At 63.8% G+C, this 21,202-nt stretch carries 22 protein-coding genes and 1 riboswitch; of the genes, 8 read left to right on the top strand and 14 right to left on the bottom strand.

The window, feature by feature from the left end; translation table 11 throughout:
- Positions 1-187 precede the first annotated feature (187 nt).
- On the bottom strand, positions 188-1,096 hold the full coding sequence (locus GGR62_RS07885; protein WP_184407360.1) for a hypothetical protein: 909 nt from the start codon (positions 1,094-1,096) through the stop codon (positions 188-190).
- A 455-nt stretch (positions 1,097-1,551) separates the two neighbouring features.
- Between GGR62_RS07885 and GGR62_RS07880 the strand changes: the two genes are divergently transcribed.
- From GGR62_RS07880 to GGR62_RS07870, 3 genes are all read left to right on the top strand, one after another.
- Positions 1,552-1,917, top strand: a complete 366-nt coding sequence (locus GGR62_RS07880; RefSeq protein WP_260287500.1) for a VOC family protein — start codon at positions 1,552-1,554, stop codon at positions 1,915-1,917.
- A 130-nt stretch (positions 1,918-2,047) separates the two neighbouring features.
- Complete coding sequence (locus tag GGR62_RS07875) at positions 2,048-2,995, top strand: Nudix family hydrolase (protein ID WP_184407358.1); 948 nt, start codon at positions 2,048-2,050, stop codon at positions 2,993-2,995.
- Entirely contained in the window at positions 2,983-3,510 is a 528-nt protein-coding gene (locus GGR62_RS07870; RefSeq protein ID WP_184407433.1) for an AAA family ATPase, read from the top strand. The genes GGR62_RS07875 and GGR62_RS07870 overlap by 13 nt, the downstream gene beginning before the upstream one ends.
- Before the next feature lie 126 nt (positions 3,511-3,636).
- Here GGR62_RS07870 and GGR62_RS07865 read toward each other — a convergent pair whose 3' ends face one another.
- Positions 3,637-4,236 carry a hypothetical protein gene (locus GGR62_RS07865; RefSeq protein WP_184407357.1) on the bottom strand — a complete coding sequence of 200 codons (600 nt, stop codon included), beginning with the start codon at positions 4,234-4,236 and terminating at the stop codon, positions 3,637-3,639.
- A gap of 144 nt (positions 4,237-4,380) precedes the next feature.
- A complete protein-coding gene (gene metF / locus GGR62_RS07860; protein WP_184407432.1) occupies positions 4,381-5,208 on the bottom strand; it encodes a methylenetetrahydrofolate reductase [NAD(P)H] in 828 nt (275 codons plus the stop codon).
- Between the two features lie 208 nt (positions 5,209-5,416).
- Between metF and GGR62_RS07855 the strand changes: the two genes are divergently transcribed.
- Both GGR62_RS07855 and GGR62_RS07850 read left to right on the top strand, forming a co-directional pair.
- A complete protein-coding gene (locus tag GGR62_RS07855) occupies positions 5,417-5,653 on the top strand; it encodes a hypothetical protein (protein WP_184407356.1) in 237 nt (78 codons plus the stop codon).
- A gap of 157 nt (positions 5,654-5,810) precedes the next feature.
- On the top strand, positions 5,811-6,788 hold the full coding sequence (locus GGR62_RS07850) for an NAD(P)H-quinone oxidoreductase (protein ID WP_184407355.1): 978 nt from the start codon (positions 5,811-5,813) through the stop codon (positions 6,786-6,788).
- A gap of 193 nt (positions 6,789-6,981) precedes the next feature.
- On the opposite strand, the gene GGR62_RS07845 is transcribed toward GGR62_RS07850, so the two are convergent.
- Positions 6,982-7,380 carry a VOC family protein gene (locus GGR62_RS07845; protein ID WP_184407354.1) on the bottom strand — a complete coding sequence of 133 codons (399 nt, stop codon included), beginning with the start codon at positions 7,378-7,380 and terminating at the stop codon, positions 6,982-6,984.
- Between the two features lie 380 nt (positions 7,381-7,760).
- Between GGR62_RS07845 and GGR62_RS07840 the strand changes: the two genes are divergently transcribed.
- On the top strand, positions 7,761-8,696 hold the full coding sequence (locus GGR62_RS07840; RefSeq protein ID WP_184407353.1) for a Gfo/Idh/MocA family oxidoreductase: 936 nt from the start codon (positions 7,761-7,763) through the stop codon (positions 8,694-8,696).
- A gap of 165 nt (positions 8,697-8,861) precedes the next feature.
- Here the strand turns inward: GGR62_RS07840 and GGR62_RS07835 are convergent, their stop codons facing one another.
- Positions 8,862-9,503 carry a hypothetical protein gene (locus GGR62_RS07835; RefSeq protein ID WP_184407352.1) on the bottom strand — a complete coding sequence of 214 codons (642 nt, stop codon included), beginning with the start codon at positions 9,501-9,503 and terminating at the stop codon, positions 8,862-8,864.
- Between the two features lie 264 nt (positions 9,504-9,767).
- Between GGR62_RS07835 and GGR62_RS07830 the strand changes: the two genes are divergently transcribed.
- Both GGR62_RS07830 and GGR62_RS07825 read left to right on the top strand, forming a co-directional pair.
- Entirely contained in the window at positions 9,768-10,313 is a 546-nt protein-coding gene (locus GGR62_RS07830; protein ID WP_184407351.1) for a DUF2058 domain-containing protein, read from the top strand.
- Positions 10,314-10,371: 58 nt separating this feature from the next.
- The gene (locus GGR62_RS07825; protein ID WP_184407350.1) at positions 10,372-10,929 is read left to right on the top strand and encodes a DUF3228 family protein; all 558 of its coding nucleotides are present in this window, start codon (positions 10,372-10,374) and stop codon (positions 10,927-10,929) included.
- Positions 10,930-11,079: 150 nt separating this feature from the next.
- On the opposite strand, the gene GGR62_RS07820 is transcribed toward GGR62_RS07825, so the two are convergent.
- The 9 genes from GGR62_RS07820 to ahcY form a co-directional block, all read right to left on the bottom strand.
- A complete protein-coding gene (locus GGR62_RS07820; protein ID WP_184407349.1) occupies positions 11,080-11,388 on the bottom strand; it encodes a hypothetical protein in 309 nt (102 codons plus the stop codon).
- A 16-nt stretch (positions 11,389-11,404) separates the two neighbouring features.
- Entirely contained in the window at positions 11,405-11,656 is a 252-nt protein-coding gene (locus GGR62_RS07815) for an SHOCT domain-containing protein (protein ID WP_184407348.1), read from the bottom strand.
- Between the two features lie 546 nt (positions 11,657-12,202).
- Positions 12,203-14,545, bottom strand: coding sequence for a type I restriction endonuclease subunit R (locus tag GGR62_RS07810; RefSeq protein ID WP_260305661.1), 2,343 nt, complete (start codon positions 14,543-14,545; stop codon positions 12,203-12,205).
- The gene (locus GGR62_RS07805) at positions 14,529-14,828 is read right to left on the bottom strand and encodes a type II toxin-antitoxin system RelE/ParE family toxin (protein ID WP_184407347.1); all 300 of its coding nucleotides are present in this window, start codon (positions 14,826-14,828) and stop codon (positions 14,529-14,531) included. The genes GGR62_RS07810 and GGR62_RS07805 overlap by 17 nt, the downstream gene beginning before the upstream one ends.
- A gap of 1 nt (position 14,829) precedes the next feature.
- Positions 14,830-15,114, bottom strand: a complete 285-nt coding sequence (locus GGR62_RS07800; RefSeq protein WP_184407346.1) for a DUF1778 domain-containing protein — start codon at positions 15,112-15,114, stop codon at positions 14,830-14,832.
- A 182-nt stretch (positions 15,115-15,296) separates the two neighbouring features.
- Positions 15,297-16,298, bottom strand: a complete 1,002-nt coding sequence (locus GGR62_RS07795) for an Abi family protein (protein ID WP_184407345.1) — start codon at positions 16,296-16,298, stop codon at positions 15,297-15,299.
- A 10-nt stretch (positions 16,299-16,308) separates the two neighbouring features.
- Positions 16,309-17,544, bottom strand: a complete 1,236-nt coding sequence (locus tag GGR62_RS21415) for a restriction endonuclease subunit S (RefSeq protein ID WP_326520246.1) — start codon at positions 17,542-17,544, stop codon at positions 16,309-16,311.
- Positions 17,541-19,373: a class I SAM-dependent DNA methyltransferase gene (locus GGR62_RS07785; protein ID WP_260305660.1), complete on the bottom strand. Its 1,833-nt coding sequence runs from the start codon at positions 19,371-19,373 to the stop codon at positions 17,541-17,543. The genes GGR62_RS21415 and GGR62_RS07785 overlap by 4 nt, the downstream gene beginning before the upstream one ends.
- An 87-nt stretch (positions 19,374-19,460) precedes the next feature.
- Positions 19,461-20,903, bottom strand: coding sequence for an adenosylhomocysteinase (ahcY, locus tag GGR62_RS07780; RefSeq protein WP_184407343.1), 1,443 nt, complete (start codon positions 20,901-20,903; stop codon positions 19,461-19,463).
- 31 nt (positions 20,904-20,934) lie between these two features.
- Positions 20,935-21,047, bottom strand: a riboswitch (S-adenosyl-L-homocysteine riboswitch).
- Positions 21,048-21,202: the final 155 nt, after the last annotated feature.

The following is a 21,202-nucleotide window of genomic DNA, read 5'->3' as shown; positions in this document are numbered from 1 at the left end:
TTACCAAGGGGGGCTGTACTTACGAAGGGCATCCGTGGGTTGAATCAGAAGCCGCGACACGACACGGCGGACTGGGGCATGTGATCGTCTGCTTCGATCTCCTGCCCTTGACGCATTCCTTTTCCGAAGATGCCTTGCTTGAGGGACGTGACAGGGCCTGCGGCGAGTGCACATTGGGCATTGCCGGCTATTGGCTGCCTTTCGCGGGAAATGGCTCGGTGCCTGGGCAGATCAAGCGCGTCCATCTTTCTCCGTCGTATCGCAGCACGTCGTCGTAGCCGAACGACCAGAGCACGCCATCTGCGACCTGCAGGCGGTTGGCACTGCGGAGATCGGGAGAGATGCCGGTATCGACCCTGCACAGCCGGTCCGATGACCAGGTGTAGAGCGAGGTCGCCGAGCTCAACCAGAGCGTTCCGCCAAACAGCGCGACCGACAGGAATTCCTCAGTGCATCCGGCAGCGCCAACCCGGCTGAAGCCGGTTGCGGCGTTGCCTTTCAGAAGCGTGCCGTTGCGGCCGCAGATCCAGAGCGTTCCGTCCTGATCGGCTGCGATGGCATTGAGCCAGGCACCTGACGGATTGTCTTCGGGGATCCATCGATCGCCACTGCGCGAATAGATGCGCCCCCGGTCGCCCAGTTTCGTGACCGCATACAGGGTGTTGCCCGACAGGCACAGGTCGGCCACGTCGTAGTGGTCGCCGGGCACCCCGATGATTCCCCGATCGACAGGCTCCCATCTCCCCGGTGCGCTCCGCCGATAGATCTGGCCGGCATAGCCGAAGGCGTAAAGTTCGCTTCCGAGTTGCCGGATGCCGCCGAGATAGCCGAGCTTGCGCGACGTCGGCTTGTAAAGGCCCGCATCGGGAATGTCCTCGATGACCGATTCCTTTTGATGGAACCACACCTTGCCTTCTTCCGAAACGCAGACGAACGCCGGACGGTCCATCGTGCCCGAACGGAAGGTGCAGACATCCACGACCACATCGTCGAGGTTTTGCAGGCCCCACGCGGGAGTGGATGTTGCGTCGTCGAGGACGATGAGCTTGGTGGGCGGGTCGAAGGGATCGCTGTCCCCCACATAAGCCAACAGCATGGCCAGATCCGAATATTTGGCGTACCCGCTGCGAAAACGTATCTGGCGCACTGGCTCAAGCCTCTCTTCAAAAAATCCAGAGCGAATGCCGCCGCCGAACCGGCTTTGGAGCGGCTCACCGTTGCAGGCGGCGAGGTCCGCTGCGGGGCGAGGGCGGGATCACCCATCGTTCGAATGCAGCGTCGATCCTGGAAGTCATAGTATCCATCCTGTCTGTGCGTTCAGAGGGAGGGTGGGGAGCGCAGGGCTTGCCTCCGGTCGCTCGCGTCTTTGGCGCCATCTTGACTGGCCCGGCACCTGAAACGGCACTCGTAGCCGTTTCCTCGCAAAACACGGTGCGGCCCGTGCGCGTCGCGCCGCCGTGACCTTGCTGCGCTCCACCGCCGCGCCACACCCATGCACCGCCTGCGCGAGGGGGGCGTATGCTCGGCCCATGTCCTGCGTGGAGTGCGGTCATGGCGCTGTCCAGCCAGCAATTGAAGGTATTCGTGCCTGCGCGCGATTACGCGCTGTCGCAGCGGTTCTATCGCGCGCTGGGGTTCGTGCAGGAGGACGAGGTGGGCAATGTGACCTGCTTCCGGCATGGCGCGCATTGCGCCTTTCTGCTGCAGGATTTCTATCTGCGCGAGCTGGCCGAGAACCTGATGCTGCATCTATGGGTGGACGATGCCGACAGCTGGTGGCAGCACGTGCACGACACGGGCCTGGACGAGCAGTTCGGCGTGACGTGCAGTGCGCCGGAAGACCGGCCGTGGGGCGCGCGCGACTTCACCTTGCACGATCCCAGCGGGGTGCTGTGGCGCATCGGGCATCCGTTGTAGGCGGGAATCGGGAATCGGGAATTGCAACGGCGGGCATGGTGCGTGCTTCGACCAATCCCGATTCCCGAATCTCCAATCCCAGCCCTCAAACGATTGCGCTGAATGGCTCACTCGCGGCACTCTTGTGCCCATGCCCGATTCCCTGAGATCCATCCACGTCGTTGCCGGCGTGATCACCGACGCGCGCGGCCGCATCCTGTTGACGCGTCGTACCGAAACCCGCGACATGCCCGGCCTGTGGGAATTCCCCGGCGGCAAGCGCGAGCCCGGCGAGACCTCCGAACAAGCGTTGGTGCGCGAGCTCAACGAAGAACTCGGCATCGAGGCGCAGGTGGGCGAGTGGCTGATGGACGTGCCGCAGCTGTACCCGGACAAGCGCCTGCGCCTGGAAGTGCGCCATATCACCGCCTGGAAGGGCAGCCCGCGCGGCCGCGAAGGTCAGGCGATGACCTGGGTGGCGGCAGACAAGTTGACCCGCTATTCGATGCCGCCGGCCGACGTGCCGGTGGTGGGTGTGCTGCGGCAACCCGACCGCTATTTGATCACGCCGGAACCGGAGGACGCTGAGCTGTGGCTGGAAGGGCTGGAGCGCGCGATGCAGGCTGGCATCACGCGCATCCAGCTGCGTGCGCGGCAGATCGAGTCGGCGCGCTGGCGGGCATTGCTGCAGCAGGTGATGACGCTGCGGGGGCGGTCGCGTGCGCAGCTGCTGCTCAATCGCGACATCGCGTTGGCCAGTGAACTCGGCATCGGCGTGCATCTGGGCTCGGAACAACTGGCCACGCTGCGTGAGCGCCCCTTGCCGCCGGACCAGCTGGTGGCCGCCTCGTGTCATGGGCTGGAGGATTTGCGCCACGCACAGCGTATCGGCTGCGATTTCGCGGTGCTCGGGCCGGTGCAGAGCACGGCTTCGCATCCTGGTGCCACGCCCTTGGGATGGCAGGGCTTTGAAGCCTTGCGCGAGCACGTTTCGCTGCCGATCTATGCGCTCGGCGGCATGCAGGTCGGTGATCTGAGCCAGGCACGTGCGCATGGCGCGCAAGGGATCGCGGCGATTCGGTCGCTCTGGTCGCAGTGACCGAGCCGTCGCCTGCGTTGGTGGTGTTCGGCGGATTGCCGGGCGTCGGAAAGAGTTGTATTGCCCAGGCGCTACTGGCGCAATGCACTGGGTTTTATTTGCGCATCGATACCATCGAGCAATCACTACGCGAAAGTGGTGCACTCGCCAACGACGTCGGACCAGCCGGCTACATGATCGCTTACGCGCTTGCCGAGGCCAATCTACAGCAGGGTCGCGTGGTGGTCGCCGATTGCGTGAACCCATTGCCGGTCACCCGTGAAGCGTGGCGTGGTGTCGCGCGTCGCACACGCAGCCGCTTACTGGAGATCGAAGTGGTGTGCAGCGATCGCAATGTGCATCGGCAGCGCGTGGAATCGCGGCACGGCGACGTCGTCGGATTGCGCGTGCCGGATTGGTCCTCCGTGCTCGCGCATGACTACGCGGCGTGGACCGAGCCGCATGAGGTGATCGACAGCGCCGTGCTGAGCCCGCAGCAGGCAGTCGCGCAGATCATGGGCAGGCTCGCCGCGTAGCCTGCACGCGCACCCGATGAGGCCTGTGGTCTCAAGTGTTGCGTAGCCGATGGGCGCATTGCCTCCTAGCCAACGCAGGCACGTCTCCACTGCGATCCGGCAGAGTCGTGTCAGCCGGGCGCTGCGCTAAAACGTCACCCAGAAGCAGTTGTACTGCCGGCGTAGTCGCAACACGCTGCGTGCGGGCGTGCCGCTGGCGAGGTTCTGCTCCAGTCGCAGTCCCCACGGACGTGGGCGGCCCGGGTCTTGGGTTGGCGCTGCGTCGATCGCGGGGTTGTCCAGTGGCACGGCCGTGGTCGAGGCGCTGTTGGTATCGCGCTCCCACGGTGACGGGTCGCGTTGCGGGTACATCGGCACGATGTCCAGCAGGGGGCGCTGCACGATGGCTTCCAGGCGGCTCAACACCTGGTTGGCAGCGGCATCGGATTGCCCGCTCCACAGATACAGGCTGGACAGGCGATTGACGTCGCGGCTGTCCACTGCCAGTTGCAGCAACGACACCAGTTCGCTCAGTCGACGCGGGCAGCCGTTGCGATACAGGCCGGTGTTGCCCTGGGGACGTGCGGCAGGCGGTGGCCGCGAGGCCGCGCCCACGTCTTCGCAGCGGCGGTCGGTAAACATGGTCTGCCCATCGGGCGTCACGCAGCGACGGATCTCCTGCGCCTGCAGGCGCGCGGCGGGGCAAAGGCAGAACAACAGCAGCAACGGCAGCAGGAGACGAGGCATCGGCGCAGCGTAACGGTGCGTGCGTGAGCCGGCGGGCAACGGAGTGCCCGTTTGGGCAATGATCGTTGGCCCAGGTGCGCGTCTGCGAAGCGCGGGCGGTCAGGCGCGTGCCGGCAAGCGCGCTTTTCGTCGGCTTCGCTCAGCTCAGCGCCCGAGCAGCTGCAACACCTGCGTGGTCGGCTTGGCCAGGTTGAGCGTGTAGAAGTGCAGGGCCGGCGCGCCGCCGGCGATCAGGCGCTCGCACAAGCTGGCCACCACTTCGGCCCCGAAGGCGCGCACCGCATCGGCATCGTCGCCGTAGGACTGCATCTTCTTGCCGATCCAACGTGGAATCTCCGCACCGCACTGCTCGGAAAACCGCCGCAGCTGCGAGAAATTGGAGATCGGCATGATGCCGGGGATGATCGGGATCTCCACGCCCATGCGCTGCACCGCATCGCGGAAATGAAAGTAGGCATCGGCGTTGTAGAAATACTGGGTGATCGCCGCGTCGGCGCCGGCATCCACCTTGGCCTTGAAGTAACGCAGATCGCTCAGTGCATCGGTCGCCTGCGGATGGGTTTCCGGATACGCGCCGACTTCGATGCGGAAGGCATCGCCATGTTCGGCGCGGATGAAGGCAATCAGGTCCGAGGCATAGCGCAGGTCGCCCGGGTGGCCCATGCCCGAGGGCAGGTCGCCGCGCAGCGCCACGATGCGGGTGCAACCGATCGCGCGGTACAGCTTGAGCAGTTCGCGGATTTCCTGGCGGCTGCCGCCGACGCAGGACAGATGCGGGGCGGCCTCGAAGCGATGCTTCTGCTTGAGGTGGCGCACCGTTTCGGAGGTGTAGCTGAGCGTGGAGCCGCCGGCACCGAAGGTGCACGACACATACTCCGGTGCGTAGCCCTTCAACTTGGCTGCGGTGCGGTCCAGCTGCGCGCGCTGGTCGTCGGTCTTGGGCGGGTAGAACTCGAAGCTGAGCTGCGTCATCGCGGCGGGTCCGGCGGATCGTGCACGCATAATATCGCTTCATCGCGATGAATGCATATTTGGTTGCGCGTATCCCGATTCCGCTGTGTCGCAAGCTGCGTCGTCGGTGCATGTGCCCGTCGAATGGTCGGGTCTGCTCGTGCGGCGTGTCTGGATGTCTGTCGCACTGTAAGCTGAGGCACCCCACGTAACTTGACCGGAGCGCGACATGCAAGAAGAGGAAATGGACGTCATCGCCGAATCGTTGGGTCGCATCTGGGTTGCGTTGGCGCGCAGCGTCGGCGATCTGGCGCTTGCCCTGGCCGAGCAACCGGGCGTGGATGGCGACAAGCTGCTGAGCGACTTCGCTGCACGCCTGCCCTCTGACCAGGACGATGGCACCTCGAAGGTATTCGAGGCGATTCGTCAGTACATCGATCAGGGCCCCGCTCCCAGCGAGGAGTGAGTGTCTGCCGTGCGCGTCTGCCGGGGCAGACGCGCGTGGTACGGCGCGGCCTTGGCGTGTGGAGCGTTGGTTCCTGGTGACGCGTTCCGATGCACACCTGCGCCAGGCGTTGACGCAGGCATGCTTACACTCGGCGCACTTTCTACGGAGCGCCTGTATGAGCGAGATCACGATGACCGCCATCGCCATTGCCGATGGCAAGGGCGACGCGGATGCGCTGTATGCCTGCGAGCAACCGCGCCCGCGCCCGGCGCCGGGGCAGGTGTTGATCCGCGTGCACGCCGCCGGCATCAATCGGCCCGATCTGCTGCAACGCGCAGGCCACTATCCGCCACCGCCTGGTGCGCCGGAAACGCTGGGTCTGGAAATCGCCGGCGAGATCGTCGAGCCGGCTGGTCGCTGGAAGGTGGGCGATCGGGTCTGTGCATTGCTGGCCGGTGGCGGTTACGCGCAGTACGCGGCAGTGGACGCGCGGCATGTGTTGCCGATTCCCGCCGGCATGGATCTGGTGCACGCCGCGGCGCTGCCGGAGACCGTCTTCACTGCCTACGCCAATCTGTTCGAGCATGGCCGGCTGGCTGCCGGCGAGTGGTTGCTGTTGCATGGCGCCACCTCCGGGATCGGTGTGACCGCGATCCAGTTGGCCAAGGCGGCCGGCGCGCATGTGCTGGCCACCGCGCGCTCTGCCGGCAAGGCCGCGCAAGCGCGTGAGTTGGGCGCCGATGTGGCGATCGACTCGACCACCGAATCGTTCGTCGCCGTGGCCAAGGCGCACGGCGGGGTGGATGTGTCGCTCGACATGGTGGGCGCTGCGGTATTTGCCGACACGTTGGAAGCGCTCAACCCGCGCGGGCGCATCGTCTATATCGCGTCGCAGGCCGGGTCGAAGATCGAGGTGCCGATTCCACTGCTGATGCGCAAGCAGGCCATCCTCACCGGATCGACGCTGCGCCCGCGCAGTGCTGACGAAAAGGCGCGGCTGGCCGCAGAAGTGGAGCGCGTGGTGTGGCCGTGGATCGAACAAGGCAGGTTGCGTGTGTTGCTGGACAAGTGCTTTCCGCTGCGCGAGGCCGCTGCAGCGCATCGGTACCTGGAGCAGGGCAGCCATCTGGGCAAGGTGGTGCTGGAGATGTGACCGCGCATGGTCGACTGCGTGGCGATACCGGTCGGCTGTCAGGCAGCTGCCGGCAATCGGGTTTGCTGCATCGCTGTCGTAGCGCGTTGCATGTGCAGCAGGATGGCCGAAGCGTGACCAGCACCCGCGCGATCGCCCTGTGGCCGTGTTGCCCGGCGCCTTGTCAATCGACGCGCCGCGTTGCCGGCAATGCCTATGCGGCGCTGCCGACCACCGCTTCCAGGTGGTGCCCGTCAGGATCGACGACGAACGCGGCGTAATACGCCTGGCCGTCATCCGGACGCAGGCCGGGCGCGCCGTTGCAGCGGCCGCCGTGCTGCAACGCGGCCTGATGAAACGCATCCACCGCAGCGGCGTCGTGCGCAGCGAATGCCAGATGGAAGCCGACACCTGGTGCGCACTCTGCCGCCTGCCGCTGCTTCAGTGCCAGGCTGTCTTCGCCGCCAGCTTTGCCGTAGCCGACGGCCTGGTCGAGCGTGCCCGGTTCAAGATCGGACCACACCCGCACATAGCCAAGTGCGCCGAGCGCAGCATCGTAAAAAGCGGCGGATGCCTCGATGGTGCGAACGCCCAGCGAAACGTGATGCAACATCGGTGTGCTCCTTGATGGGTGGCGGCGATTGATATCGGCACCTTCGCGTGTCGGTGGCGATCCTGGTCTGCCGCGACGCCGTGGTCAACCAACCTGATGGCAGGGTCGACACGGTTGGCACGCGCGCGCCCGATCCGGTGCTGGAGCGCTGCAGCAACACACGACAACGACCGGGTGTGGCGGCGCGCGTCCCGTGTTGCAAGCGCCACCTCCTGCATGCCGCGACCAGGTGGCGGAGGTATAGCAAAACACGCAGGAGCGATGTCTCGCGGCGAGCCGGGGGCTGCCCGTACACTGCGCTCCTGCATCGCGCCGCTGCCGCGTTGGTCTGTATCGGACAAGTGCGCGGGCCGCTATTTCTCATCCACACGAAGGTTCCGATGAAGCATCCAGACGCACTGCGCATTGCCCTTGTCGGTATCGGCAAGATCGCCCGCGACCAGCACGTGCCCACCATCGCCGCGCGCAACGATGTGCAGCTGGTGGCGACGGTGAGCCGGCACGGCACGGTCGACGGTGTGCCGTCGTATCAGACCCTGGAAGAGGCGTTCGCCGCGCATCCGCAGATCGAAGCGGTGGCGTTGTGCACACCGCCGGTCGGGCGGCACGCGCTGGCGCAGACCGCATTGGCCTCCGGTCGCCATGTGTTCCTGGAAAAGCCGCCAGCAGCCACACTCGCCGAGATCGAAGATCTGCGCGCGATGGCGCAGCGCGCGCAACGCAGCCTGTTCACCAGTTGGCACTCGCGTTGCGCCGCCGGCGTGGAGCCCGCCCGCCAATGGCTGGCCGACAAGCAGATCGTGCGCGCGCATATCGCCTGGAAAGAAGACATTCGCCATTGGCACCCGGGGCAGGACTGGATTCTGGAACCCGGTGGCATGGGCGTGTTCGATCCCGGTATCAACGCGCTGTCCATCGCGACCCATCTGCTGCCGCGCACATTGGCGCTACGCGCTGCGCAACTGCAGACACCACAAAACCGCCAGGCGCCGCTGTACGCCACACTCGCGTTTGTCGATACGGCCGGTGTGCCGGTGACGGCCGAATTCGATTTCCTGCAGACCGGTCATCAACGCTGGGATATCCAAGTCGAAACGACTGCCGGCCTGCTCAATCTCAGCGAGGGCGGGGCCAGATTGAGCATCGACGGGCAGCCGCAAGCGCTGCCGGCATCCACTGAATACGACGGGCTGTATCGACGGTTTGTGCAGTTGGTGCGCGCCGGCGAGTCGGAGGTGGATATCGCACCGTTCGTGCATGTGGCCGACGCCTTCCTGCTCGGGGCACGTACGGTCATCGCGCCGTTCGAGTGGTAGCCAATCCGTGCAGCCATGCATGGTGTCGGCAATGCATGCATCGCCTCATGCGGTCAGCGTGAGCCTCGCCGCACGGCATGGACGACCGAGATCAAACGCCTGCATGCGCTGTGTCGGCTTGCGGTGCAGCAGATACTGCTGCACCGGAAGAGGCCGGTACGCTGCCTAGTTGCGATAGACGTGGCGCAAGTCGTTGCCGGTGTGCAGCTGTTGCAGTTTGCTCAGCGGGACCTCGACCCGGTCGGTGGTGTAGTACCCCGGTTGCCGTGCGGTGACGCCGCGCGCATCGCTCTCGGCGCCTTTCCACTTGCTGTAGCCCTTGGCCGGAACCGCCAGGGTCACGCTCTGGCCGCTGACCTGTTCCACTTTCACCACGCCGTAGGCGTGTCCTTCGAATGCCCCGGGTACTACCGCCTCCAGATCCACCGTGTACAGGTCGCCCTGGCGGGGCTGCGCCAGCAGCGCATCGTCCTGCTTGGACGTCTGTGCCGAGCTGAACGCGCCGAAGGCCACCAGCGCTGCGATCAGGCAGAGCAAGACCAGACCGCCAAAACGGCGATAGGCCGGAATCGGCGATGTGCCCAAGGTGGCTTCGAAGGTCTTGGTGTCCAGCTGTGTGGTGTGATTGCACCCGTCGCAAACACGCAGGTAGCGCTTCTTGGTCACCCAGCTGAAGAGATACCACAGATGGGCGTAGCGATAATGCAGCACGTTGCGGAAACTGCGCTCCTGCCCGCATTGGCTGCAGTTGGCGGTATTGGCAGCGCCCAACGGGATGACATCGCCACCCGATCCCCAGATGATCATGCGTTCGTCCTTGATACGTTGAAGAGCCTGAATATTATTGCGAAATCGGCGAGATGGGTAGGCAGGGTGCCGCACTGCTTTATGCGTTGGGCAAGCCAGGCACTGGTGTCCGGGGACGACAGCGCGTCACGCCGTATCGGCGCGCTTGCCCTGAACGTGCGTGACACGCTGCGCGCCGCCCGTTCCTGGCCAATCTAGTGTCGTGCCACGGGGCGGGGGCGGAGCACGTTAAACTGTGTGCAGATCCTTTCGCTCACTGATCCCATGCGCAATCCATTGCAAGAACAGCTGCTCAAGGCTGGCCTGGTCAAAAAAGCCCAGGTGGACAAGGTCGCACGCGAGCAGGTCAAACAGCGGCATGCCAAGGGTGCGGCGGTGGCGCCGGTGGACGCCGACAAGGTGGATGCGGCACGGCTGCAGGCCGAGCGTGCAGAACGCGATCGCGCGCTGGCCGAAGAGCGCAATACGCAGCTGCGGCGGCAGGAAGTCCTGGCTCAGATCAGGCAGATCGTGGACACCAGCAAGATCAAGCGCGAGGGTGAGATCGATTACCGCTTCAACGATGGCAGCGTCATCCGCAGTGTGCTGGTCAACCCGGCATTGCGCAGCCAGCTGGCCAGTGGCGCCGTGGTGATCGTGCGCCACGGCGACGGTTTCGAGCTGATTCCACGCGCTGCCGCCGAGAAGGTCTACAGCCGTGATGCGCAGGCCGTGGTGCTGGATCATGGCCGCATGGATGCCGCTGCAGCGACAGACAGCGACGATGACTATTACAGCCAGTTCAAGGTGCCGGACGACCTGATCTGGTAGCTGGTCGCGTGCAGGGCTGCAGGCTACCCTGACGGTCTTTGCTGCCGATCATCTCGACATGTCGATCGTTCTCACCGCGTTTGCCCGTACCCGCCTGTTCCCACGCGATGGCCGTCGCAACGCCATCCAGGATTGCACACCCGAGCAGTTCATCCAGCGCCTCAACGACGAGGCGCCAGTGCGCGTCATCGAAGGCTACGCGCCGTTCTGCCAGCTGCATGTGCATCGCAACTGGACCTCGACCCGTTGCCTCACCGTGCCGATCACCGACGACAACCGCCACCAGCTGCGCTCCGGTTATGAAGCGCGCAGCACGCAGGAGTTACCGGTATTGGTGCGATGGTTCGAAGGCGTCGAGCCACCGGTGGCCGCGTATCTGCTACCCATCCTCTACAGCCGCGATCAGCTCGCCAAGGAAGGCGCGCCCATCGACGCGGACTGGGGCGTGGTCGGTTGTCTCTACACCGCCGAACCCGACGAAATCCCGATGGCGCCGATCACGATGTTGCGCAACGCGCTTGGCGTGGAAGAAGGCGGCTCGGGTGTGGCCCTGGACCGCGATGCCTATCGGCGCAGCGTGGCGTTCTGGGGGCGCAATGCGAATTGGCGGCCGTGATTGCCGATGATGTGTGGATGCTGGTGGTGGAGCGGCGGCGCGCGCCGTTGTGACAGATGAAGCGCTTTAAAAAGCCCTGCGTCGTCGAAACTTATCGTGAGGTAAGGCAAGCATGCATGCGCACGCGTTTGCCCGACACGCTCAACATCGCTAACCGATGCCGAAGACAGCGGTATCGGGCCGCGTCCAGGCAATCGTGGTGATTGCGCCTTGCACCAGGCCCTGATCCCTGAGCTGTGCAAACACCGCTGCCGGCGGCCATCCTGCTGGTGTATCGGTAAACGGAATCTGCAATGACTGCAGCAGGCTGAAAATTTCCGCCAGTTCCTGATGGCTGTGGAATGGCAGTCGTACGCCGTCTTTGGCGTCGGTGCCATGCGCACGCAATTGTGCGGACATGTCGCCGCGTTCGCAGACGACGTGGACCTGCTGCTCCAGAACGGCGCGGACATCAGTCATGGCTGGTGGCGGTGACTCAAATGCCATCCAGAATCCGGGCGCGTCGCTGGTTGTATTCTGCTTCGGTGATGACTTGTTGCGATTTCAGGGTCTCCAGCTCCGCCAGTCGAGACTGCACCGTGTTTATCGCTGTCGAGTGTGGCGTGGCGGATGTGACCGATGCGCGCGTTGCACGCTTGGCCGCCCAGACCACCAGTGCGATGACGGCAGCGGCAAGGCCGAAAATGACCAGCAGGACGAGCCAATGCCAGATACTGAAGCTACCCATGTTGTTTCCTTTTAACGAGGGAATTTGAAACGGTTTGGCACTGCTGCGCGACACGTCTCCACGTCATGCGTGCAGACGCGGTGCGTGGCACGCGGTACAAAGACCCGGAACGGGCACCCAACGCGCTCAGTCTAGAGCCGTCGCGGCCCCGCGTGGTCAGCGCGACAGCGACTGCTGGGGCTGCACCTGTTCCTGCGCCTGCCGCTGCGACAGGTCGGCGTCCAGTGCCTGGCTCTGGCGCGTGCTCGACTATAGGTCTGGTCGATGCAACCACGGACTCAGCGGCGCCGTGGCGACCGCGCGGGGCACGCGAACACTCGGCGCAGGCATCTTTTAGCGGCGGCGCACCGCAGCAAGCCACACCTTGGCGCGCTGTGACAGGCTGCCGATAACAGTCGGTCCGCCAGAAAGCAGCACGGGCGCCCGAAGGCGCCCGTGCTGTGCACATGATCGGCAGCGACGGCCGCAGGCCGTCCAACTCCCTGCTGGCGGCCGTGATTGTGATCGCGCCGCTGGCGTTTAATGCGTCCGCGGATCAGCGGAACATCAGCGGAACAAGTGCGCCTGGATCCCCACGAATGCACTGCGGATCTCTGCAACGCTGCCCAGCATCCGCTTGGCGTCATTGACCCCGCCGTAGCGGATCCGCAGTATGTCGCCGATCCTGCTGCTGGCCAGTTCGCCGGTACCGTTGCGCGCGTAGTTGCCCAGCACATACTCCAGGAATGAACGCATCTCGCGTTCGTATCCGCCAAGTCCGGTGGACGCCGCTGACTGCACCCGTTGCATCCGCGACAGCGGTGCGAGGGTGAACCGCACGTAGGCCAGCACGTCGAAGATGTCGCTATGGGGCGCATCGATCAGGCGCCGCATGTCGTCCAGACGCTCGCCGTCGTAACCCAGGTCCGTGAGGCGCTGGAGGAAGGCCTCGCGCCGGTCCGGGTCGCTCCAGATGGCGCGCAGTTCGTCCTCATTCTTTAACAGCGCATCGAGGTCGCCGAACAGCTGCTGCATGAACTCCTGGGCGGTGATCATCCTGCCGTCGTTGGACCAGTACGTGGTCGCGGCGATGTAGTGGATGCTGCGTTCGCGGCCGTCGGAGAGCTTGACCACGACCCGCTTGGGCGGCTCGGGTTCGCGGACGCCGCCACCAGGCGCGCCGGGCTCGCGCTCGCGGGGCCGCCGTGGTCTGCGCGGCTCGGACGGATCATCCGGCGGCAGCGGCTCGCCATCCCACGCAGCATCGTTGAAGTGCGCATAGGCCTTCACGAAGTCGTAGATGGTGAAGTAGTCCTTGCCTTCGAACGTGCGCGTGCCGCGCCCGATGATCTGCTTGAACTCGATCATCGACTTGACCGGGCGTAGCAGCACGATGTTGCGGATGTTCAGCGCGTCCACGCCGGTGGACAGCTTTTGCGACGTGGTCAGGATGGTCGGCAGGGTCTTCTCGTTGTCCTGGAACTCGCGCAGGTGGCGTTCGCCCAGCTCACCGTCGTCGGCGGTCACGCGCTCGCAGTAGTGCGGGTCCGGGTTGTCCTTGATCTGGTTGATGAAGTTGCGTACCCGTGCGGCGTGCTCCTGGGTGGCGCAGAACACCAGCGTCTTCTGGCGCTGGTCGATCTGGTCCATGAACTCCTGCACGCGGCTGCGCTCGCGCTGGTCGATCACCAGCCGGGTGTTGAAATCGGCTTCCGTGTAGACGCGGCCGCGTTCCAATTCACCTTCCAGTACCACATCGCCCTCGGAGTAGGTGTACTCGTCCAGGGTCGAGGCCATCTGCCGCACCTTGAACGGTGTGAGGAAGCCGTCGCCGATGCCTTCCTTCAACGCATACGTGTAGACCGGCTCGCCGAAGTAGGCATAGGTGTCGCCATTGACATCGCGCTTTGGCGTGGCGGTCAGGCCCAGCTGCACGGCCGGCTTGAAGTACTCCAGGATCGCGCGCCAGCTGCTTTCGTCGCGCGCACCGCCGCGGTGGCACTCGTCGATGACGATGAAGTCGAAGAAGTCCGGCTCGTAGCCTTCGAAGGTGAACTGCGCGCTAGCGGACTGGCCTTCCGTATCGCCGCCACCGGTCATGAAGGTCTGGAAGATGGTGAAGAACACGCTGGCATTGCGCGGAATGCCGCCCTTCTTGCGGATCTCTTCCGGCCGGATCCGGCACAGCGCATCCGGCGCAAACGCACTGAACGCGTTGAAGGCCTGGTCGGCAAGAATATTGCGGTCAGCCAGGAACAGGATCCGTGGGCGACGCACCGGATCACGGCTCAGGTTCCACTTGGCATGGAACAGCTTCCACGCGATCTGAAACGCGACGGATGTCTTGCCGGTGCCGGTGGCCAGCGTCAGCAGGATGCGGTCGCGGTCCGTCGCGATTGCCTCCAGCACCGCGGTGATCGCGTTGTGCTGGTAATAGCGCGGCTGCCACTTGCCGCTGCCGGTCTCGAACGGGACCGCGCCGAAGCGCTCGCGCCAGTCGTTGCCGTGCGGGAAGCAGCGCAGCCAGAGGTGTTCCGGCGTCGGGAACGGCAAGGCGATGTCGCCTTCGGCGCCGGTGTCCATGTCGATGCCATACCAGCCGATCCCGTTGGTGGCATAGGCGAACCGGGCCTGTAGTCGCGCCGCATAGTCCTTGGCCTGACCGACGCCTGCGGTATGGCCCAGCCCGGCGCGCTTGGCTTCGATCACCGCCAGTTTGCGGCCTCGGTAACTCAGTACGTAATCCGCTGACAGCGAAGTACCGCGCTGGCCGCCGCCGAGGATGCGGCCAGGGCAGATCAGTTCCCGGTGGACCTGCGCGCCCTCCACCACGCCCCAGCCGGCATCGCGCAGCACCGGGTCGATGCGGTTGGCGCGGGTGTCGGCCTCGGTTTCATGCATCGCGTGCATAGCCCGCCTCGCGTTGTGCGCGGATCGCCAGGACAAATACGGTGTCCAGCTCGGTTACATACTGGTAGAGGGCAATGTATCCGCGAGTGCCTTGGCCAATGACCAGTTCACGCAGATCGTTGCGCGTCATGCGCCCGATCAGTGGATTGTTGGTGAGCACATCGGATGCGCTGACGATTTCGCCAAGACGCTCCTGGATATGCTCGGCCTCGTGCTGTTCCAGGTGGCCGATGATGCGCCGCAGGTCCTCGTTGACAGAGGGCAGGAACTCGACGCGCGCCACGCTATTTCGCGAACTTGCGGGGGACGGGAAGTGGCGTGTTATTGCCGTGAATGCGTTCCATCAGATAGCGGCGCATCTCTTCCCAGGGAATGCTCTCGCCGGTCTCGAGGAATTCGGCCCAACGGCGTTCGGCCTCTGCATGGAAGTCGGTGCGTCGCTCGGCCAGCTCGGCCTTCTCGGCAATGGCTTCCAGGATGAAGTTGTGCGACGTGGTGCCAGCCGCTTGCGCGGCCTTGGCGATGCGGGCCTTGAGCGCGTCCGGCAGGCGGATGGTGGTGGTGCTCATGCGGGGCTCCCGGTCAGGATGCCCAAATGTAGCACGGGAGTGTCACAGGCGCATCAGCGTCTCGAGCAACGCGCGCCTTGCAGTTTTGATTATGCGTATTGGCGATTCAAAGCCCGCTCGGTTAGACTTGTCGCAACACGACCCCCGCCTCTTGGTTCCCTCGGGAATCTACGCGGGGGTTCTTATTGCCTGTCGCCCGCCAGCCACCAGTCTTTCCAACCGTTGGGCGCTCCCATGTCCGCGCTAGACAACTGGCGTGTAGATGCCTGAGACGGAAAGGCGTCGAGATGCGCCGCCATCCGCTCTGGCCAACTGCTTCCGGGGCACACCACGCGCACCAGATGGCAGACCATCGCCAACTGGATGAACGGCTTGGTCAGCAGATCCTGCCTGTTCTCGAATGCAGCGCCCCAAGCAGGCCATGCGGTTGACGGTGGAATGGGAGAACTCACCATGTTTCGGTTCCACACGCGGCTGTGGTGGGCCACCAGATTGCGCAGGTAGCTCAAACAGCGCACCCAGCTTGCGAACACCTTCCAGTCGGCAATTCCATAGCGCTCAGCGATGGCCTGCTGGTCGGGCACTTTCATCATGGCCAGCAGTTGCGAGACTGCACCGAAGTCCCACACCTCGATAGCGACCCAGATCGGCAGGTCCGGGCCATGCTTCTCACGATAGTGCTTGACGAAGTCCTCGCGGGAGCGCTGCACCAAGCTCTGGTACTTCATCTGCCATGTGGCGAAGAATGTCTGGTTCGTCTGCGGCGCTCTTTTTTCGCGGAACGTGGGGTGGAAGTTGCGCTCATGAAGATGGGCGAAGGTGTCGACTTTGCCCAGTCGGTATGCCACCTCCACCCGCAGCGACACTTCGATTCGTTCAAGGGCATCTGCCAGCAGCACGCGTAGCCGACGATCGAACAGATACAGTTCGATGGCATCGGTGAACGTTGTCCCTGGCATGAAGTGATCCGTGCGCACCGAGCGGATCGACCCCGATTGCGGGTCCTGCTCATGCCGGAAGATCCGGAACGGATACCAGTACGCACTGAGCCGGTAGTAGCCGACACGCTGCAGCCACGCCAGTGCCCATTCCCTGTCCGACAGGGCCAAGCCGCGCTCTTCCAGCATCAAGAGCTGATCTTGAAAGGATTTCCATGGGCGATCGTAGGTACTGGCATCGGTCATGGCGAAGAAATTACGTCAGTTGGCCGGAGAAGGCGGCTTGGAGTAGGGATTGGCGGAGGGCGGCGACTTCTGCAGCAATGTGCGTGTATCTGGCTCGCAGGTTTGCAACGTGAGTTGAAAGGGCGTTTAGCTTTTTCACGATCGCCTCTTGTTGGTTAAGAGGCGGGAACGGGAACTCCGACTCCTCGAACGTCGCGAGATTGATGTTGTCTTGTGCGCTGCCTTTGCCTTTGAGCTTCAATTCCTCTGCGAAGTAGCGAAGCATGTACTCCACATAGTAGGGCGTTGCTTCATCGGGCTTGGGGACCATTCCGATTACGCTGTCAGGAAAACATGCCTCGATCTCCAGCACGCCGGTGTCTGCAATGTTTGCGGCGATGGTGATGCAAACTGTGCCGACCGGCCATAGTTTGCTCTGCATCAGACCCATCTCGTTGTAGCTCTGCGAAAACTCCCGGATGCCGCCTTGAGCTTTACGCACGTCGCCCGTCTGGATGAAAGGATACTTGCCGCCATAAAGCGCTGGATCATTGCGGGGGCGATGCTTGGATTTTCCACGTGAGAAGTCTTTCGCCGTTTCTGCGAGTGTCTTCATGTTTGCGGTGGGCAGAAGTTCGTCAAACGTTGAAAGTAATACTTGCTCGAACAGCGCTTGCCCGTCAGCGAGATTGGCTTCGGCATTGGCGCAGGCGCGGTCGAGGGCGCCGAAGGCCTGATCCAGCACTGCGACGATGCGCTTTTGTTCGTCCATCGGAGGGGTCGGAAACTCGATTTGACCCAACGCGGTACGACTGATCCTGCTCCGGGTTGTTCCGGTGCATAGTGCGGCCACCTCCGAAAGATAGGCGTCCGTCTGAGTAAAGTAGACGAAGAGCTTCGGAAGGATCAGTTGTTCATCGAGACGAACGATCGAGCAGTCAACCGCCGTGATCATCCGGGTATCCAATTCGGGCACGATGCATGCGCGGCCCACAGGATCAGGAAGGCGTGAGATCAGGATGTCTCCGGCTAAGACCTCCGTGCAGTTCAATCGAGCGAAGGTGCCAGCGCTGATGAAGCGCGCCTTTTCAGCCCGATCTTTGAATTCGCCTCCTCCGACGTTGCCAGTTTGAAGCAAGCGGATACCTGACGTTGACTGGTCTTTCGATTCTATCCAGTCACCATCGGAGAACATTTCAGCAAGTTCAGCCAGTGGACTGGTTGGCCACGACGTTTTAACTGGCCGGGCGAGTGCAGAGCAACTCACAGCATCTTCCTCACCTGCGCCAACAACTTCGCCGTCTCCACATCCCGCGCCAGCATATCTTCGATGATTTGCTGCGGGGTGCGTTGCGGCGCAGCCTCAGGCGCATGCGGGTTCTTAACTGACAGGTCGCAGGTGGGGGCGTCCACGTTGGACACGTCGACCGTCCAGCTCTTCTCGCCGCTCACTTTGGCTTTTTGCAGTGCTACGAATTCCGCAAGATCCGTATCATTCAGCGCATTGGTTTTTCCCATCGAGCGGCCGGGGTCGAGCTGGTAGTACCAGATCTTGCTCGTCGGCGCGCCCTTGTCGAAGAACAGCACCACGGTTTTCACGCCCGCGCCCTGGAAGGTGCCGGACGGGCAATCGAGCACGGTGTGCAGGTTGCAGCTGGCCAGCAGTTCGCGCCGCAGCTCGACGCTGGCGTTGTCCGTATTGCTGAGGAAGGTGTTCTTGATGACCACCGCGCCGCGTCCACCGGCTTTGAGCTTGCGGATGAAGTGCTGCAGGAACAGGTAGGCCGTCTCCGACGAGCGGATGGGAAAGTGTTGCTGCACTTCCTTGCGCTCGCCGCCGCCGAAGGGTGGGTTGGCCAGCACGACATCAAAGCGATCCTTTTGCTGGATGTCCATGACGTTTTCCGACAGCGTATTGGCGTGGCGGATATTGGGCGCGTCGATGCCGTGCAGAATCATGTTCATCACGCCCAGCACGTAGGCCAGCGATTTCTTCTCCTGTCCGTAGAAGGTCTTACGCTGCAGCGTGTCCCAGTCCTTGGCCGACAGGTCATCGCGGCGCAGATGCTCCCAGGCCTCACACAGGAAGCCGGCGCTGCCGCAGGCGCCGTCGTAGATAGTCTCGCCGATCTGCGGCTGTACCACCTGGATCATCGCGCGGATCAGCGGGCGCGGCGTGTAGTACTCGCCGCCGTTACGGCCGGCGTTGCCCATGCGCTTGATGCGGGTCTCGTACAGCTCGGACAGCTCGTGCTTGGCCTGTGAACTGCCGAAGCTCAGCGTGTCCACGATCTCCAGCACGTCGCGCAGGGTGTAGCCGGAGCGGAAGCGATTGGAGACTTCCGAGAAGATCTCGCCGATCTTGTACTGCAGGCTGTCGGCCTGCACGGTGCTGTCCTTGAACGACTTGAGGTGCTTGACCAGCTTGCCGTTGACGAACTCGATCAGATCGCTGCCGGTGCGCGCGTTGGGGTCGGGCTTGCCGTCCCGCGTCTTCGGCGCAGCCCAGTCCTGCCAGCGGTAGGGCCGGGTCAGGAGCGGCGCGTAGGGCTTGCCCTTGAGCGCGGCCTCATCGGCCCATTCGTGTTCCATGTCGTCCAGGTACTTGAGGAACAGCAGCCACGAGGTCTGCTCGGCGTAGTCCAGCTCCGAGGCCAGGCCTTCATCGTTGCGCATGGCCTTGTCGATGGCATTGAAGGCCTGGACGTAGGCGTTGTGGCTGCCTTGCTCCGTCTTCGTGCTGCCGCGTTTGGCGCGCGGCGTAGGCGATGCGGCGCCACGCTGCCTGCCAGGCGCGGGCCTGGCGTCAGCGATCGATACGGAACCACCGCGGCCACCACCGGGCACGATGCGGCCTTGTGCGATCAGGTGAGCCTTGATCCGTGTGTAGGTGCTGTCGGCCCAGCCCAGCGCGCCGCCCAGCTTGCCGTTGCCTGCAGAGCCACCCAGTGACTCCAGGGTCTGCATGAATCGTTCGGCTTGTGTCTCCAGCGACATCGGGTATGGGCTCCGGCGTTTGTATCGGGCGGGCATTGTCGCAGCGAATGGGGGCGCCGGCATCCTCAGCTTATGGGGCAGCGCCGGTGGCAGCATCATTCGAGGCGCGCTTGGTCCACTGATCGCACAAAAACGGGCGCCTTGCGGCGCCCGTTCTTGTCTGCATGGCGATGTGTTGCCAATGGATCAGTAGCGGTAATGATCCGGCTTGTACGGGCCGGCCACGTCCACGCCGAGGTACTCGGCCTGGTCCTTGGTCAGGGTGGTCAGCTTGACGCCGATCTTTTCCAGGTGCAGACGCGCGACTTCTTCGTCCAGGTGCTTGGGCAGGATGTAGACCTTCTTCTCGTAGCTGTCGCGCTTTTCCCACAGGTCGATCTGCGCCAGGGTCTGGTTGGCGAACGAGTTGGACATCACGAAGCTCGGGTGGCCGGTGGCGCAGCCCAGGTTCACCAGGCGGCCGTCGGCCAGCAGGAAGATCGCGTTGCCGTTGGCGAACACGTACTTGTCGACCTGCGGCTTGATGTTGATCTTCTCCACGCCCTTGAGTGCATTCAGCGCATCGACCTGGATCTCGTTGTCGAAGTGGCCGATGTTGCACACGATGGCCTGGTCCTTCATCGCCTGCAGGTGCTCGACGGTGATGATGTCCTTGTTGCCGGTGGTGGTGACATAGATGTCGCCGCGGCCCAGGGTGGATTCGATGGTGTTGACTTCGAAGCCTTCCATCGACGCCTGCAGGGCGCAGATCGGGTCGATCTCGGTGACGATGACGCGGGCGCCATAGTTACGCAGCGAAGCCGCGCTGCCCTTGCCCACGTCGCCGTAGCCGCAGACCACCGCGACCTTGCCGGCCAGCATCACGTCCATCGCGCGCTTGAGGCCATCGGCCAGCGACTCGCGGCAGCCGTAGAGGTTGTCGAACTTGCTCTTGGTGACCGAGTCGTTGACGTTGATGGCCGGGATCAGCAGCTTGCCGGCTTCGGCGATCTGGTACAGGCGGTGCACGCCGGTGGTGGTCTCTTCGGAAACGCCCTTCCAGTCCTTGACCACGCGGGTCCAGTACCCCGGACGCTCGACGGCCACGCGCTTGAGCAGCGCCTTGATCACGCCTTCTTCGTGCGAAGCCGCCGGCTCGTCGACCCAGGTGCTGCCGTTTTCGAGCTCATAGCCCTTGTGGATCAGCAGGGTGACGTCGCCGCCGTCGTCCACCACCAGCTCCGGGCCGGTCAGGGTGCCGTCGGGCAGGGTGAAGGTCAGTGCGTCCAGGGTGCAGTCCCAATACTCTTCCAGCGTCTCGCCCTTCCAGGCGAACACCGGCGTGCCGCTGACCGCGATGGCGGCGGCGGCGTGATCCTGGGTCGAGAAGATGTTGCACGAGGCCCAGCGCACGTTGGCGCCGATGTCCTTGAGCGTTTCGATCAGCACGGCGGTCTGGATGGTCATGTGCAGCGAGCCGGTGATGCGCACGTCCTTCAGCGGCTTGCTCTGCGCATGCTTGCGGCGGATCGACATCAGGCCCGGCATCTCGTGCTCGGCGATGTCCAGCTCCTTGCGGCCCCAATCGGCCAGGGAGAGGTCGGCGACCTTGTAGTCGGTCTGTGGGGCGATTTTCGTGACAGCGTTCATGCAATAGCTCCGGTAGGCAGATCAATGTCTGCAATTCCGGGCGCCGTTGAACGATGAATGCTTGTCGAGCCTGGCCGTGTGCCTGCACGGTGTGTGCAGTTGGCGGATCAGTCCGCCATACCGGTCGCAGCGCCCCTCGACGAGAGCGATGAGTATATCGGCAGCACCCCCCTCCGGCATGAATCGGCATCGGCCCAACCAACGGCAGGGGGAGCCACGCGCGGGCGCCTGCTAAGGTCCACGCTGGATCCAGACCGGGGACAAGTCATGCAGGGGACACCGATGAGGCAACGTTGGAT

It is taken from the genome of Xanthomonas sp. 3075, assembly GCF_014197275.1.
In the GTDB taxonomy this organism is placed as follows: Bacteria; Pseudomonadota; Gammaproteobacteria; order Xanthomonadales; family Xanthomonadaceae; genus Xanthomonas; species Xanthomonas campestris_B.
Note: the sequence above shows the minus strand (reverse complement) of the source record. Positions and strands in the feature narration are given on the sequence as shown.

Coding starts and splice junctions, on each gene's coding strand:
- GGR62_RS07885 (WP_184407360.1), bottom strand. CDS start 1,096: ATGCTGTTGGCTTATGTGGGGGACAGCGATCCCTTCGACCCGCCCACC.
- GGR62_RS07835 (WP_184407352.1), bottom strand. CDS start 9,503: ATGATCATCTGGGGATCGGGTGGCGATGTCATCCCGTTGGGCGCTGCC.
- GGR62_RS07785 (WP_260305660.1), bottom strand. CDS start 19,373: ATGATGCTGCCACCGGCGCTGCCCCATAAGCTGAGGATGCCGGCGCCC.
- GGR62_RS07825 (WP_184407350.1), top strand. CDS start 10,372: ATGTCGATCGTTCTCACCGCGTTTGCCCGTACCCGCCTGTTCCCACGC.
- GGR62_RS07810 (WP_260305661.1), bottom strand. CDS start 14,545: ATGCACGCGATGCATGAAACCGAGGCCGACACCCGCGCCAACCGCATC.
- GGR62_RS07845 (WP_184407354.1), bottom strand. CDS start 7,380: ATGTTGCATCACGTTTCGCTGGGCGTTCGCACCATCGAGGCATCCGCC.
- GGR62_RS07795 (WP_184407345.1), bottom strand. CDS start 16,298: ATGACCGATGCCAGTACCTACGATCGCCCATGGAAATCCTTTCAAGAT.
- GGR62_RS07820 (WP_184407349.1), bottom strand. CDS start 11,388: ATGACTGATGTCCGCGCCGTTCTGGAGCAGCAGGTCCACGTCGTCTGC.
- GGR62_RS07875 (WP_184407358.1), top strand. CDS start 2,048: ATGCCCGATTCCCTGAGATCCATCCACGTCGTTGCCGGCGTGATCACC.
- metF (WP_184407432.1), bottom strand. CDS start 5,208: ATGACGCAGCTCAGCTTCGAGTTCTACCCGCCCAAGACCGACGACCAG.
- GGR62_RS07865 (WP_184407357.1), bottom strand. CDS start 4,236: ATGCCTCGTCTCCTGCTGCCGTTGCTGCTGTTGTTCTGCCTTTGCCCC.
- GGR62_RS07800 (WP_184407346.1), bottom strand. CDS start 15,114: ATGAGCACCACCACCATCCGCCTGCCGGACGCGCTCAAGGCCCGCATC.
- GGR62_RS07830 (WP_184407351.1), top strand. CDS start 9,768: ATGCGCAATCCATTGCAAGAACAGCTGCTCAAGGCTGGCCTGGTCAAA.
- GGR62_RS07880 (WP_260287500.1), top strand. CDS start 1,552: ATGGCGCTGTCCAGCCAGCAATTGAAGGTATTCGTGCCTGCGCGCGAT.
- GGR62_RS07840 (WP_184407353.1), top strand. CDS start 7,761: ATGAAGCATCCAGACGCACTGCGCATTGCCCTTGTCGGTATCGGCAAG.
- GGR62_RS07815 (WP_184407348.1), bottom strand. CDS start 11,656: ATGGGTAGCTTCAGTATCTGGCATTGGCTCGTCCTGCTGGTCATTTTC.
- GGR62_RS07855 (WP_184407356.1), top strand. CDS start 5,417: ATGCAAGAAGAGGAAATGGACGTCATCGCCGAATCGTTGGGTCGCATC.
- GGR62_RS07850 (WP_184407355.1), top strand. CDS start 5,811: ATGAGCGAGATCACGATGACCGCCATCGCCATTGCCGATGGCAAGGGC.
- ahcY (WP_184407343.1), bottom strand. CDS start 20,903: ATGAACGCTGTCACGAAAATCGCCCCACAGACCGACTACAAGGTCGCC.